This is a genomic window from Paenibacillus sp. Soil750 (genome assembly GCF_001428045.1).
GTDB lineage: Bacteria > Bacillota > Bacilli > Paenibacillales > NBRC-103111 > Paenibacillus_E > Paenibacillus_E allorhizoplanae.
On record NZ_LMSD01000012.1, the window covers coordinates 455,960 to 471,202 of the forward strand.

Genomic DNA, 15,243 nt, shown 5'->3' on the forward strand with positions numbered 1-15,243 from the left:
CACTAGGATCATCGTACCTCCTCTAAAATGGTTCGTATATTAACGGAAACCTGTGATGATCAACTTTTTTTGACTCTTCATAAAAAAATGCCACTTTTCGTAAAACAGCCTACCTTTTCATTCCCCTTAAAAGAAGAAAAAAACGGATAAGCCAGCTATGTGGCTTAATCCGTTTCTATGCTTCACTGCTTAGGAATCCGTTCTTTTTCGATATTCGCTTGGTGTAACGCCAGTGTATTTCTTGAACATCCGATTGAAAGAAGTAATGTTCTGATACCCCACTGATTTGGCGGCATCATGGATTTTGATTCGGCTATCGGCTAGAAGGTCTATCGCTTTCGCAATACGTGTTTCATTGATATAGTCCACAATGTTCTTACCGGTCTTGGCTTTGAAGTAAGAGGATAAATACCCGCTGCTCATTTTTAGCTTCTCGGCGAGAATGTCTAAGTAGATTTCTTCCGATAAATGCTCGTGAATATAATCCATGACGAAAGAGGTTACTGGGTATTTCTCTTCCTTCTGATCTCGGACAGCTTCCGACGAAAGCGTCACCCACTCGAGCATCAGCTGCTCAAGCTCCTCCATGTTGCTGCATTGTTGAATACGCTCCCCCGCTTTGCCGTAAAGAGAGGCCAGTCGCTCAGTATCGATCGGGTAAGACGCGATCGCGTTTCGAATTTTACCTGCAAGGGAGTCGGCAAACCCCTGCATGACAGAAGCTGTCAATGCCTTGCTTCGCCATTTGGCAAAAAGGCGTTCTAACAGCGCTACAAGCTGCTGCGTATTTCCTTCACGTAATTGCGTTTCCAGCTCTTTTTCTTGATCAGGTGATAAGCCAATTGAAATCGGCACCGACCTGCGTTCCTGAATAAGCTGAGTTTCGTTTATGAGCAGCCGTTCTTCAAGCAGCGCCTCTGCCTCCTCAAAGGCCGAAGTCAGCTGCGTAGATGCCGTATAAACAGAAGTTACGGCAATCGTGATGACCCCGAACTCTTTATCATGATCAAAAACTTGCTTCATTGCCCCAAGCAGATCAGTGATTTGGGCTTTGTTGTCTGTGAAAACGAGACTGAGTATTTGATCTTTTTCAATTTGAAAGGTCATGGAGTCCGGGTAACTTGGCTGAATTGTGCTGTCGATATACGTTTTCATATAATAGGCCCATTGTTGCAAGGAAGCGTTGGAAGATGGCGACTTGAGTGAAGGTTGGATTTGAAAAAGAACAAAAAAGAAAGGTTTATCGGCAAAATCAAGCTTATGCGCATCATGTTCATGACCACGAATTGCTTTCAAGTGGTTCATGAAGGAAAGCTGCTTACGAATCATTTGACTGCCGTGAATTTCATGGGAGATAATATTAAATTCCTTAATGTTGGATCTAAATGGTGTTGGTTCGTTCATCTGCCGCAAGGATTCGATGACTTTCTTTAACGGGTTGTTAATCCTAGCAGCAAACAGGAACGAGAAGATTACACTGAGCAGAATTGCAGCTGCAAGAATAGCAACAACCGTAATGCTGAACCGGGACTGATTCGTAATCCGCTCAACGGGAACCCGGTACAGATAGGTGTAACCAGTGCCTTCGCCTTTCATCGTAAAATGGTACTTGCTATCTCGAATAAAATCATTGCCTTCTGCCTGCTTAAGATCGTCAAACGCAAGTGCGGCTTCTTGCGCCGTGCTTTTAAATAGTGGCTCTCCATCTTGGTTATAAATAATTAAATCGTTATAAAGGCTTTGGTGAAACGCTTTATACATTTTGGCAGCATCGAGAAACACGATCATATAGAAATCATCACTGTTTTTAATCAGCAGCGGGATCATGTCCCCAAGCGGTTGAGGACGGTCTCGAAAAATATGATTCGTCATTGGCGCAGCAGGCAGCATACGGTTGGCAAACGATTCCGTAAACTGCCGGCGCCAGAAATCAAGCGGATACGATTCGCTTTTATAGAACACTTGAAACATCGCTTCGGCGTTCGTACTCGTGCCTTTTTCCACCACAAGATCGCCTTGTTTGGCATAAAAAACGATGTCATCAATAAATAGGTAAGGATTTGTTGTGAAGCTGGATATTTCCCGAATAACATCCGGAAAACGGCTATAACTGGGGGCACTGCGCAACCTTTGCACCTCATCACTGTAAAAAAACAGATACATCTGCTTTTTGATCAAGTCCAAATGCTTTTCATAATTGTTCTTCGTATTTTCGAGCATCAGCGTGTTGTACTTGACGATCTCCTGCCTCACATTCTGTTTGGACACCGAGACAGCGTAAACGATCAGGGAGGCGAGCAGCAGAATGATGCATAGAAAGCCTGCAATTAGCCGTATAAAGAGCGAATTGGACTTGTTACGGATGAAAATAATCGGTTGTAAGGTTTTCATGCAATCCCCACTTTTTATGCAGGATATATTCGTGTTTACATCGTCGACTTGTGTCTATCTTAGCAAACAGGCCCACAGGTGTAAATCACTCGATTCATTCCTCTTGATAGATCTCGACAGCCCCCATTAATCCATAGGGCTGCAATCGATATGCCGGCGTATAATTTGCTTCATCCGGATGAAAAGACCACCAATCCGTCCAGCCCCGATCATTTGGTTTTTCATGAAACGGTCCTAATAAGTTGCGGGGACTGCCGACTACCTCAACGTCGATACGGTTCTGTCCTTGCACAAGCCAATTGGTCAACTCAACAGTACCTGCAGCCCGCCATGGAATTGCTTGCCGATGCGTTTCATTGATGGTTATCTGCAGCGTAATCGCTTCATATTCCCCTAGCTTTAGCATAATTCGTTTGCCTTTACTAATGTCTGCCTCCAAATCGTACTGATAGATCATGCTCCCGCAGTAGTGTGGATACCCCTGCCGAGCCCAATCCCCGATAACAAGACGCTCTGGTTCAAGAATAAGACTGCGATCGTGATCGAGGGCAAAATCACCAATCAAGAAGGCATTCTCCACTTCCATGTCATGCGTATAAGCGCAGCGAATCACTAGTTCATTCTCACCTTCACGCAAGGAGGGCAGCTTTAAAGATGACATTGATCGATCCAGAAACCAGCCGTCCGGCTTTCCCGGAACCGGATGTCCGTTCAATTCAACATGAAATCGCTCCAGCTGCTCGAAAACGAGTTGCGTATCTGTCTTCGGCGTGTTCTTCACATGAAAAGTAAAGCGGAATGCAACCGAAGTGCCGTCCGATGCATGTGGCTCGTGTATCCAGAAATGTCTTTGAAGCTTTCCGTTCGCATAAACGGGCCGCATGCCCAACTGCTGCCGAACCGCTTGCTGTGCTTGCCACACTTCCATTGTGTCCGACCAAGCTGCTTCTCCCAGCCGGTACTGGCAAGCGTCCATGACGAGGGCGTTCGGATGGGTTCGGGAAAAGCTCGTACTTCCCTCCATTTTCGTCAGAAGTTTCATCCCCTGCCCCAGTGGACTATGCTTCTTCGCATTTGGCAGAATTCGCTTGCTTCCTTTGGAGATCACATACAGCTTGGATTCCGCAGGACCGAAGCATGCCTCAAAATGCAGGTAACCGTTGTTAGCTTGCGCCTGCTTTGCAACGACCTCTCCGGATAGCAGATCCCATTCTTCGACCCCTCCGCTTCCTTCGATCCCAACCTCCACTTCGTATGAAGCTTCGCGATCATTGTTCACGACGAAGACGATCGTGCAATCCGGCAGCTCGCGCCGCATGTACAAGAGTCGTTCGGATTCCTCTCCACTTGATGCCGTAAGACGCACAGTACGCGGGGCAATCCGCTCGATTTCAAGGATCAGTTCGTTCCAACTGTTCCTATGCTTAAATCCGTGATGGCCAGTTAGAAGGTGCAACTCATTAGATGGCTCCGCATCCAGCAGGGTCGGAACTTGGCCATAAGCCAGAACGATTCCCCCGGCATCCATAAACGTCATCAATAGTTTAAAGGTTGACGGAAGTAAATTGCTCAGCGAAGGCAAAATAACGACGGGATAGCTGGCTTGACCGATGCCAAATCGCTTCTCAACCACAAAGCCGTCTTCTTGCATACACAGCTCATCACCTAAGTCAAAATCAACATGCTGGCTGAGCAAATGCTGAACAAAAGCATTAAACTCACGGTTATAGGCGTTAAGCTTTTCGATATTACCTCCATCGTTACGCCATTCTTTCCCTTTCACATCGCAACCGAGCTGCGACCATACGGTTGTCGACGGATGAATGACAAGCACATCTCTTCGGACACGTCCCTCACATAGGACTGCACCCAACCGAGCAAAATACTGTTCCATCACATGATTGTGCGGCCACCAATTCGTATTGTAGTTAAAGGAAGGCGGATAATCCCGTTTTCTGCATCCTCGAAGTGAATATAGGGACACATGGTAGGTCATAAGATTGACGCCAAGGACATATTGCCAATCACCGACCCATTTACGGCCCTCGAATGTGAATCCCCACCCCGTTACACCATAGGTTTCGGTGATTACCTTTTTCTTGCCATATTGATTGGCAATGCTCGAAACGTGCTTGACGCCCAAACTTTCGTCCGTTTGTTCGCACAGAATGTCGATGCCGGGGATGTCCATATAGCGATAATTCGGCATGAGCGCGCCTTGATGCCGGACTGCGCCAACCAGATCTGCCTCATCGCAGAAATGGCCTGTAAAAGCAAGACCGTTTTCCCTGCACCAATCACCGATTTGCTTCGTAAAGGACTGGCAGAACATCTCGGTTACCGTTTTCCAATAATCGAAACGGACTTTAGCTGAAGGCGCCCCGTGATAGTAGAAATACGGCAGCGCATCCCAAATGGCGTAGCCATTCTTTTCCAAAAAAGCTTGCGGCAATTCATCGGACCATGTAATCCAAGTCATTTCCGGTGCTTTCAGCTCTTCTTTAAAACCGAGCAGACTGGGTTCATCCGTAAAAATCCCAGGAACTGTCCGACCGAACTCCCCTCCAACCGCAGCCTTATAGGTCTCATACGTCGTCTCGATGAAAATTCTGGTGGCTTCGGGATTCAAGTGATCCGGATACGTATCCCCATGGCACCATTCATTGGGGGCAGCGACGATTCGGCGAAAGATCAAATAGACTTCATCCTCAGAGAGAGTCATCGAATCCAAACTTGATGGTGTTAACCTCTCGCAGGCTAACAGTTCGCTGCCGGACAGCTTCGCGCGATACATGGCTAGCACGGTGTCATCCTGTTGCGAGCTGTGAGAAACCGTCAGTGTTAAAGCTTTCGCCCGCACGGCATCGCCGCCAATGCGCGGCACAAGGCCTCCTCCCATCCCGGAAGAATAACGATCCTCGTCGTACAGCCATGCGTGAACCCCTTCCGCTTTCGCTTTCGCTACGGAATCCTTAACCCGCTCCATGAATTCCTCACCCATGTAAGGCGTCTCGAGACCTTCCCGCACATGCATCATAAATCCGCCCATGCCCTGTTCCTTAAAGCCCTCGATTTGTCGGTCCAGCTCCTCCTGCTCCATGGTGCCATTCCAAGACCAGAAGGGTACCGATCGGTGTTTCACAGGAGGATTCTCAAATTTTTGCAACAATCCAGATTTATTCAATGCTATTCTCCCTTCTCAGTTCAACCATGCATACTTACCTAGGCGTTAATCGCCGATAGTGATCCAACGTCACTCTACCTAGAAGCTCTTGTCCGTTCACATAACGGTACAACTCATCTACGATGAAATCGCAAAGCTCACGTTTGAGCAATCCATGAAAACCGCCGATATGCGGCAGACACAGGACGTTTGGCAGCGATAATAATTCATGATTCGCAGGTAGCGGCTCTTGATCGTAGACATCGAGTGCAGCAGATATTCGTCCTGTACGAAGCTCTTCCAGGAGGGCTTGTTCTTGCAGGATTGGACCGCGCGCAGTATTGACAAGGAGCGAACCACTACGTATCCGCTTCAACTGCTCCCCTCCGATCATCCCTTGCGTGCGAGGCGTCCACGTATTATGAAGCGAGACAATGTCGCTGCGCTCGAACAGTTCGTTAAGCTCACAGAGCTCAACACCCCATTCGGCAGCCTCCTCTTCCGTGCAATAACTGGAATGCAGAAGGAGAGTCGGATGAAAAGGCTGCAGCATGCGTATCACTTGCTTGGAAATTTCTCCAAAGCCGACCAGCCCGATCACTCTTCGCGTCACGCCAAGTATCGTATCGCGGTTATTCTGACTCCAATGGCCCTGTTTGAGTCGGCTGTTAGTACCGACATGGTCCCATGCGCCGGCAAGAATTAAGGATACCGCACACTCGGCGGTAGATAGCGCGAGTACTTTATTCGCTGATGTGACAGCAATCGGCGTTTCAAAAACCTCTTCATTCACAATAGCCGCAACACTGCCCGCGCCATGGCCAATAAACTTCAATCGCTGCGCGCGCGCCAGCACCTCCGAAGTGAATATCGGAGATCCCCATGATGTGATACAAGCGTCATATTCATGAATTCGCTCAGCCAGCAGTTCACTGGTGAATCTCTCATAGAGTGAAACGAAATCCACATCCGTAATGCCGGCTAACTTCTTCATAGTTACATCCGACCACAATAAATTGCGCAGACCTTCGTCAGCAATGGTCACTAATGTTTTCACAGATCATTCCCTCGTTTCTTCAGGCTCTGACAAGCATCGCGCATAAATGCAATGTATAAAGGAAACACAATATCCGGCGACATACCAGGTATTTGCAGTTCCTTACGCCATTTGGTCTCCCACTCCAGAGAATAGCATCCCTTGTAACCCGCTAGTTCCAGCTGCTGGATAATAGTTTTGACGGGGACCTGACCCTCTCCCACTTTGGTATATTTCCAACTCAGCTCCAACGGATCATCAAAGGGAGTACCATCTTTTATGTGAACATGAGCTAACTTTGAACCAAGCAGAGCGATTGTATCCAGCGGCAGTTCATCTTCCTCTAGCGGATGAATGATGTCATAAATAACCGCACAATTGGACCGATCCACATCTTCCAGCAACTTCTTCAACGATCTCCCCGTAGCAAATTCATTATGAGTTTCGACCCACACCTGGACATTGTAAGCGCCCGCATAATCACAAGCTTCTTGAACACTTTTCACAATTTGAGGGTAATTAATGGCCGGGACGGAATGATCTCTACGATTACGAAAGTAGCCTAGGAAGATCCGCACGCCACTAGCTTTTAAATCACTGGCAAGTGAGGCGACCTTTTGAAACTGATTCAACTGTTCTTGATCTCCTGCATAGCCAGTGAAGCATACGCTTGAACCGATATTGCTAATCCTTAACTCTGCCTCTTCGAATTTCTGAACCGTTAATTGTCTCTCTTGAGTGTTCATCTCAGCTGAAATCCCCCAGTTCGTTCCTTCCCGCAGTTCCATTGTGCTAAAGCCGCACTTCTTCGCTAGCTGAATCATATCCTCCAAGGACCAGCCATCACAGGGCAACGTGCTAAATGCCAATCTCGTCATGCGTTATACCTCCTCTCGCTATAAGAATCATTATGGCAGGACCGAATAGTAAACGCTTTCCCTTTTCCACGATTTCTTTGAATAAATCAACGATTCCATGTATCATAAAATAGAAATGCAGGACAATTGAAACTCGCGGAGGTCTATATGTCCGATTATCCGATCTATGCTACCAAAGAAATGCTTGATGAAACGTTTCCCTTCAAAATAGAAATTCGCAGGCCGCATTCCATGAATCGCATCCTGCATGCGCACGAGCATCTCCAACTTTGCTATATGCTGTCTGGCAGTTGCCTACATTGGGTGGCTGGTCAGCAATATGTGCTCACAAAAGGTGATCTATTCTCGATCCCCCCCTATCAGGAGCATCGCTTGGAGATCCGCGAATCGATGGATTTCGTTATGATCCAGGTCGATTTTATGCCCCATGCCCTCAATGACAGCCTTCGCGATTTGGCGCATATGGAGACCTTTGTTGATTTCGCATATATTAGGCCTCTTATTACCGACGCGGACTTGCTTCCCAAAATGACACTTCCTCCTCCTACGCAAACTGTGGTTGAAAGCCTTCTCCATGTCATTCTCGCCGAATGGGAGTCTCAAGAAGAAGGTTACCGGCTGGCGATTAAAGCCGAACTGCTCAGACTTCTCGTCATTACTGTCAGACAATATAAACGGTTTATCCACTTGCAAAGTCATCAGGATAGCCACAGAGTAGCCTTGCATAGAAAAGCTTTCTATGAGGCAATTCATTATATGGAGTCGCATTACCATGAGGAGCTTCATTTGGAAGATGTAGCAGCCAAAGCGTTGATGGCCCCTTCATATTTCAGTCATATGTTGAAACTAGTTAGAGGCAAAACTTATATCGAGTTCTTAACGGACATTCGCATTCTGTCAGCCATGGCACTGCTCAAAGATACCGATTTGAATGTGACTGAAATTGCTGCACAGGTCGGTTATAATCACATCAGCCATTTTAATCGAACGTTTAAAAAGTATACTGGCATCACGCCGGGAGATTACCGGAAGCATCAAACGTAAGAAGACCGCCATTTTTTGGCGGTCTTTTTCATCTTATTTATTTCAATAAAACTCATAGTTATTGATCTATCTCTACTATCTAGTTTTCGCAATCCTAACAAAAACGGAGCCCGTGAACTCATGGAACTCCGTTTTTGTTATTTCCTAATTAGAATCACGCGTATTACGGCATACTCACCGGTTTTATCACTCGCTTGATTGGAAGTCCTTCCAACCAAGGGGAATCGGCCGACAACACATATTCGGACCGATGAATTTCATCAAGTGCGGCAAGAAGCTTACCTTTCTCCGGTGCCTTCATCGTGAAACATAGCTTCATGGTAGGCTTCTCGAGGCTATTTCCGGTTATTTCAACATCAGGGATCATTTTCATCTTCATGATATGAATGCCTTGATCTCCTAATGCGGATGCGATCTTGCCTAGCACTCCTGGATGATCCAGTACCTTAACGGTAATCTCATGGACACGACGATTTCTTAGCAGGTATTTCTCCCATTTGTTCAATAATAGCAAACTAACTAATGCCAAGAAGGTGCACAACACAGCCACAAAGAAAAACCCGGCTCCGACACATAGTCCAACTGCAGCCACAACCCATACGGAGGCAGCCGTCGTGAGCCCACTGACGACGGAGCCATTCCGTAGAATGGCTCCCGCTCCAAGAAAACCAATACCACTGATGACCTGTGCTGCTAGTCTTGCTGGATCCGCACGCACATTCGATTCATTGACGAATTCGGAGAACCCATAAATGGATAGAAGCATGATCGTGGTAGAACCCAAACAAACTAAAATATGTGTTCGAAATCCGGCAGCATGGTTACTCCATTCCCGTTCTAATCCAATTAATCCACCCAGCAGTGTAGCGATCAACATCCGAATTAATAGATCTAGGTGAGAAATATGCCAAACACTGGAGATTACCGTCATAACCTTCCCAGTCCTCCCTTAAGCCAATGAGATTTGAGCTAAAGTTACCCCTTTTTCTTCTGCTAATTGTTTGGCACGATCCACGCGTTGCCAAAATAAATAGGATTCGTTAGCGCAGCCAGCAACGTCATATCGACCTCTTGGAAATACCGCCAAACTTCAGCACGTACAAATGTCGTGCCCTGTGCGTCGATTTGGCTCGCAAGAACGCCATCTGCCGATACGTCAACTTCCTTTTCCAATCCGCGATTGCTAATCAATTTCACCGTATCTCCGATTTTCAGATCCTCGGCTGTGAAAGAAACCACCTGGCTAATTTCCCCAACAGGGACCACATCTCCAACCATATAGACACCACATTTCAGCTGTACAAAAGGTCCTTCTGGCGCATATGTAATGCAAACATGACCCCGATCAATCCCACCCAAAATGCCATCTACGGTTTTCTCAGAAGCGTACACCCATGTACAAGGCATGGCATGCTTTACATACGGATCTGGGCGATGCGTATCACTGCCGCCAACGGCAACAAGTCTTCTGCCCGAGACCAGTTGATCATGCCACCATTGCAGGGCTTTCGCATTCCGATCTGCAAACGGCCCATTCCACACTTCAACCCAATCATGAGCAACATTAAAATCCCATTCCCATGGGCAATACTCGCAATGCGGGTGATTGATAACGATTTTCGCGCCACTTGCCTGTGCTTCGGCAATCTTAGCCTCGACATCTTCCTGCCCTTTCACTCGAAAATCAAGGATGGGATCAACGACGCCAAGAAAATTACTATGGCCGAAGTTCGTTGTAAACTCCATGCCCGGTATCATGAGAACATTCGTATTTCGTGGGTACGTCAGGTTTTGGCTGACGGTATTGTGATCTGTCATGGCAATAAAATCGCAGCCGAGCTCTTCCATAATGGCTGCATTTTCTTCTAGCGTAAACGTACCGTCACTATTCACGCTGTGTGTGTGCAGATCTCCTTTAAGCCAACGAGGCGTTTTAAACAGAAATTGGATGGTAACATGAACCGAACAACCTTCGTTCGGCACCTTGTAGGCGTTATGCAATACCGCCCAATTACCCGGCGTTAAGTCGCCAGACATGTAACCAGGCGTAGCTTTTTCCAGTCCAACTTGAAACTGTTTGCGCGCGCCTCCACTCCAACCTCTTACTCTCATCGGGTCCCTTAGCCCCAGGTCAATGATTGCCTTCTGTTTACCATGCGATTCAATCGAATACGATACCACTAGCTCCTCAACGTGCTCAGGCATTTCAAAAGGTACTTCGATATAAGCGCTTTGCTCGGAATGAGCAATTTCGCGCGTAATTGTCATAACTGAACGGTTTCTATTTTCAGGTTTCATCGCTTATCTCCTTGATTGGCGCCGTTTTAGGGTAGGCGCACAGCTGCAATAATGGGGTAATGATCGGAAGGGTAGCCCCCTCCAATTTGCCTTCTATCGACGATTGTTTCTACCAGATCTATCTCCGGTGATACGAAGATATAATCAATAGGCGCTTCATCTGCTCCACCTTTAAAATCGTGCGCAGTCCGACCTATCTCTCCTTCTAGAAGAGAATACGCGTCTCTCAACCAACCTTGCGGTCCTTCTTCCCTTGACTCCCCGCTTAAATAACGGATAGTAGCATTACTCGGATGACTATTCATGTCTCCCATAAGAATAACCGGTAAGGGTTGGTTAGCTTGATGAGTGGCGATGTAATTCCAAATTATCTTCACACCGTTTTCTCTAGCTTTCTGGCTGCGGTGATCCAGGTGCGTATTGTAGACAACAAATGCTTTATGGCTGCGATTGTCTCTGAAACGAACCCAGGTACACATTCTTGGGAACATGCTGTCCCAGCTTTTCGTGGCAACAACTTCTGGTGTATCCGATAGCCAGAAATGCCCTTCTTCAAGAACTTCAAGCTGATCTTTTTTATAAAAAATAGCATTATGCTCATCCTCATGTTCGCCAAACCGACCTGTGCCGACCCAATTGTAGGCTGGCAGCTCTTCATGAAGCTCCATCAGCATGTCATAATAGCCTTCTTGTGTACCGAATAGTATGGGGTCGTGTTCTTGTATCGTTTGAGAAACACGCTTAACACGATAAGGCCATGCATTCTCCCCATCTTTCGGCTCGTTGTAGCGTAAATTGAACGTCATGACCTTCCAAGTCATCTCATTGCACCTCTTTTGTATCTATTCTTTAACAGAACCTAGCATAATACCGTGAATAAAGTACTTTTGCAGAAATGGATAAATAATTAGAATCGGCACCATAGATACAACGATCTTGGCCGCATTGAGTGTTTTGTCCGAAACCTTCATTAATAATTCCAATTTGGAGGAATCCAGCTCCAACATCGCATTCTGACTCACAACGAGCTGCTGAATATACGTTTGCAACGGATAGAACTCCGCGCTGCGCATAAAAATCATCCCGTCAAAGAAAGCATTCCAATGACCAACAATACTAAATAACGTAACCGTTGCCATGGCGGGCAATGAAAGCGGCAGATAGACACGAATCATCATGTACCATGGTCCAGCTCCATCCATATAACCCGCTTCGCTAAGTTCCTTCGGCAAGTTACGGAAGAAGTTCATTAGCAAGATAACGTTAAACACGGGTACAGCACCTGGCAATACAAGCGCCCAGATTGTATTGAACATCCCTAACGACTTAATCGTTAAATATAAAGGAATAATGCCACCGCTAAAGAGCATCGTGAATAACATAAACCACATATAGATGGTCCGATGCGGGAATTCCTTGTTACTTCGAGACAATGGGTAAGCCATCATGACCGTTAAGACGAAGTTAATGCCGCCGCCGAGTAATACCCGTTTGACAGAGACCAGAAAAGCATTAAAAAAGTGTGGCTCTTCCAAAATTTTACGATAAGATTCCAAAGTAAAACCAACGGGCCAAAACTTGACGAGGCCGCCTGCCGCTGCAGCGTTATCACTAAACGAGACAGAGAATACGTGTACCACAGGTGCAAGCGACATGAACGAGATGAGCAGCATAACGAAGATGAGAATGGCTTCAGCTACCTGAGCGGATAATGTTTTATTACGTACCATGGGTATTCACCTGCTTCATTAGAAAATTCTGTAGTTTGCGTATTTATACGCTATTTTGTAAGAGAGGATAATGAGTATAAATCCAATCATTGATTTCAAAAGTCCGACGGCCGTTGCTAAGCCATATTGTGCCTGCACGAGCCCAACCCGGTAAACATACGTATCAATAATATCGCCTGATTGGTAAACAAGCGGATTATACAAATTGAAAATTTGATCAAAACCTGCATTCAGAATGTTACCAATGCTTAAGGTAGCCAACAATACGACGGTAGGAACCAAGCTTGGCAAGGTCACATACCATAACTGCTTCAAGCGATTAGCGCCATCCATTTCAGCCGCTTCATATAGCGACGGATTAATGCCAGCTAAAGCAGCTAAATAAATGATGGCAGCAAATCCAAATTCCTTCCAAATATCTGAGCTAACCACAATGGAAGGGAACCAACTGTTTTTTGCCAAAAACATGATCGGTTCGAAACCAAACATTTTCAACGCACTGTTGATAATGCCATCCAATGACAACATATCCATTACGACACCAGCTAAGATAACCCAAGAAATAAAGTGAGGGAGGTAGACCACTGTCTGCACCCATCTTTTGAAAATATGAAAGCGAATTTCATTCAGCAATATGGCAAATGTAAGTGGAACAATGAGATGTGCAATAATTTTACATACGGCGATAAATACGGTATTAAAGAAAATTGTTTTGCTGTCTTCCAGCTCAAACATATACGTGAAATTTTCAAGCCCAATCCAAGGCGAATCCCAGATCCCCAAACCAATCTTAAAGTTTTGGAACGCAATGGCGATTCCGAACATCGGAATGAGGTGAAAAATAATAAGAAGCACAATTCCCGGTAAGAGCATCAAATGATAGTGCTTATAAAATGATCGAATATTCATCAGCTATACACCTCTGTTCCCATCATGATTGTACAAAAAGCGCACCACCAATCGGTTAGGCGGTGCGCTCTTGGCTATTTCATGTTTACTTTTTGGATTTAGTCAGTTCTTCCGTAACTTCTTTCGTAATTTCGTCGCCGCCTTGCGCTTTCCAATCGGTTACGAACTTATCAAAGGCTTCTAGTGGCTTCTCGCCCATTACAATACCGAAGAACGTTTCTTTCTCCAGTTTTTGCAGATTAGCCCATTTTCTTTCCATCGTTTTCGTGTTTGCTGTAAATTCGCTATACACTTTATTCATGTTTTGCTTCAACAAATCGGCAGGTGCTGTGTAGCCATAATAGCCAGACCAATCTTTCAAATCCGCTTTCGGTTTCGCTTTATCGCGCGTAGCTTTATCGAACATTTCTTTCATTTCTGGACTCAGTTCTTCAGGCTTGGTTTGACCGCCCATTGCCTTTTTCAACATATCTGACTTTCTTTCTACCGCATCGGCAAAATCGAAGGTCGCGTTCCCAATTGGCCAGTGTTCTGCACTTACAGAGAAATCAAGTTTCAATGCATCCGGGTCTACTTTACGTTGCGCATTGATAAAGGTGTTTGCGTAGACCATTGCGGCTTCAGGGTTTTTCATGCCTTTCTTCACAACGATAAACTGTGTACTCACTGGCACCATCATTGTATTTACTGTGCCTTTCGCATCAGGGATCAAATATGGTACGAAGTCAGCCTTTGGATTGAGCTTCATCGTGTCAGCTGCTAAACCGCCGGACCACCATGGTCCGAAGAAAATTCCCGATTTGCCAGAAACGATATTCTCGTTCGGCTCTTTACGCAGTGCGAATTCTTTATCAATCGCGCCAGCGGCATACATATCACGCAGCTTACTGAGTGCTTGTTTCGTTTCTGGTGTGATCGAAGCATAGACAACCTTGCCTGAGCTATCTTTAATCCAGTTGGAAACGCCTTCAACACCACCTGATGGATACGCACCGAACGCTTGGAAAATACCTTTGAAATCCCCACGTTGTGCTTTCCCGTTAACTGCGAGCGACTTCTCATACCCAGCAATACCCATCGTATCCGCTTTGCCATTACCGTCTGGATCTTTCTCGACGAAAGCTTTGGCAATTGCGGTTACATCGTCAATCGATTTCGGAGGTTGAAGCCCCAATTTATCCATCCAATCCTTACGCACCCACACCATACTTGCCGCATCGGCTTGCACGCTGATGTTCGGTATTCCCATTAACTTCCCCTTATAGGTCGCTTTCTCAAGCGCTTTATTATTCGTTGAACCATACAATTCTTTGGCCAATGGAGAGGCATATCTCTCGTATACTTTGCTCAAATCCTCAATTTGGCCTGCTTCTGCTAAAGCTAGAAAGATTTGCTCATTCACAAGCATAACGTCCGGTAAGTCATTGCTCGCGATAGCCAACTTCATCTTCTGTTCGTGATCCTGAGGAGCAGCATACCAAAGAATTTTAAAGTTAATATTCGTTTTTTCTGAAATGTATTTCATGTACTGGTTGCTTTCCACTGTGTCACCAGCTGGCAGCTTAGCTCCAGGACTTAAACTTTTGAACGTGGTAACTTCAATCGGATTTGGCATCTTGAAAGGATCCACTTTCACCTTGGAATCCGCCGACGATTGCCCACCATCCTTAGTCCCTGTGTTGTTTGAACATGCTGTCATCAGTACAGCGATTGCCATCATGGAAATTAGAGCTTTTTTATTCTTCATAATGCCCCTCCTCTTTAATTACCCTACACTTACATCTTAAAGAAAAT

11 protein-coding genes are annotated in these 15,243 nt (G+C 45.9%); 1 reads left to right on the forward strand and 10 read right to left on the reverse strand.

What is annotated here, in order from left to right; translation table 11 throughout:
- Nucleotides 1-189 precede the first annotated feature (189 nt).
- The 4 genes from ASL11_RS14300 to ASL11_RS14315 all read right to left on the reverse strand — a co-directional run bounded on the left by ASL11_RS14300 (nucleotide 190) and on the right by ASL11_RS14315 (nucleotide 7,468).
- The gene (locus tag ASL11_RS14300; RefSeq protein ID WP_056615208.1) at nucleotides 190-2,391 is read right to left on the reverse strand and encodes a helix-turn-helix domain-containing protein; all 2,202 of its coding nucleotides are present in this window, start codon (nucleotides 2,389-2,391) and stop codon (nucleotides 190-192) included.
- 94 nt (nucleotides 2,392-2,485) lie between these two features.
- Complete coding sequence (locus tag ASL11_RS14305) at nucleotides 2,486-5,533, reverse strand: glycosyl hydrolase (protein WP_235550470.1); 3,048 nt, start codon at nucleotides 5,531-5,533, stop codon at nucleotides 2,486-2,488.
- 76 nt (nucleotides 5,534-5,609) lie between these two features.
- A complete protein-coding gene (locus tag ASL11_RS14310) occupies nucleotides 5,610-6,611 on the reverse strand; it encodes a hydroxyacid dehydrogenase (RefSeq protein WP_056615214.1) in 1,002 nt (333 codons plus the stop codon).
- A complete protein-coding gene (locus ASL11_RS14315) occupies nucleotides 6,608-7,468 on the reverse strand; it encodes a sugar phosphate isomerase/epimerase family protein (RefSeq protein ID WP_056615217.1) in 861 nt (286 codons plus the stop codon). Before ASL11_RS14315 ends, ASL11_RS14310 begins: the two co-directional genes overlap by 4 nt.
- A gap of 147 nt (nucleotides 7,469-7,615) precedes the next feature.
- Between ASL11_RS14315 and ASL11_RS14320 the strand changes: the two genes are divergently transcribed.
- Complete coding sequence (locus tag ASL11_RS14320) at nucleotides 7,616-8,512, forward strand: helix-turn-helix transcriptional regulator (protein WP_056615221.1); 897 nt, start codon at nucleotides 7,616-7,618, stop codon at nucleotides 8,510-8,512.
- 163 nt (nucleotides 8,513-8,675) lie between these two features.
- Here the strand turns inward: ASL11_RS14320 and ASL11_RS14325 are convergent, their stop codons facing one another.
- From ASL11_RS14325 to ASL11_RS14350, 6 genes are all read right to left on the reverse strand, one after another.
- Nucleotides 8,676-9,443 carry an MgtC/SapB family protein gene (locus ASL11_RS14325; protein WP_056615225.1) on the reverse strand — a complete coding sequence of 256 codons (768 nt, stop codon included), beginning with the start codon at nucleotides 9,441-9,443 and terminating at the stop codon, nucleotides 8,676-8,678.
- A gap of 62 nt (nucleotides 9,444-9,505) precedes the next feature.
- Nucleotides 9,506-10,810, reverse strand: a complete 1,305-nt coding sequence (locus ASL11_RS14330) for a CehA/McbA family metallohydrolase (RefSeq protein WP_056615229.1) — start codon at nucleotides 10,808-10,810, stop codon at nucleotides 9,506-9,508.
- 26 nt (nucleotides 10,811-10,836) lie between these two features.
- A complete protein-coding gene (locus ASL11_RS14335) occupies nucleotides 10,837-11,631 on the reverse strand; it encodes an endonuclease/exonuclease/phosphatase family protein (protein ID WP_056615231.1) in 795 nt (264 codons plus the stop codon).
- Nucleotides 11,632-11,652: 21 nt separating this feature from the next.
- Nucleotides 11,653-12,540, reverse strand: a complete 888-nt coding sequence (locus ASL11_RS14340) for a carbohydrate ABC transporter permease (RefSeq protein WP_056615234.1) — start codon at nucleotides 12,538-12,540, stop codon at nucleotides 11,653-11,655.
- Nucleotides 12,541-12,558: 18 nt separating this feature from the next.
- Nucleotides 12,559-13,449: an ABC transporter permease gene (locus ASL11_RS14345; protein WP_056615237.1), complete on the reverse strand. Its 891-nt coding sequence runs from the start codon at nucleotides 13,447-13,449 to the stop codon at nucleotides 12,559-12,561.
- A gap of 85 nt (nucleotides 13,450-13,534) precedes the next feature.
- Complete coding sequence (locus ASL11_RS14350; RefSeq protein WP_056615240.1) at nucleotides 13,535-15,196, reverse strand: extracellular solute-binding protein; 1,662 nt, start codon at nucleotides 15,194-15,196, stop codon at nucleotides 13,535-13,537.
- Between the last annotated feature and the right edge of the window lie 47 nt (nucleotides 15,197-15,243).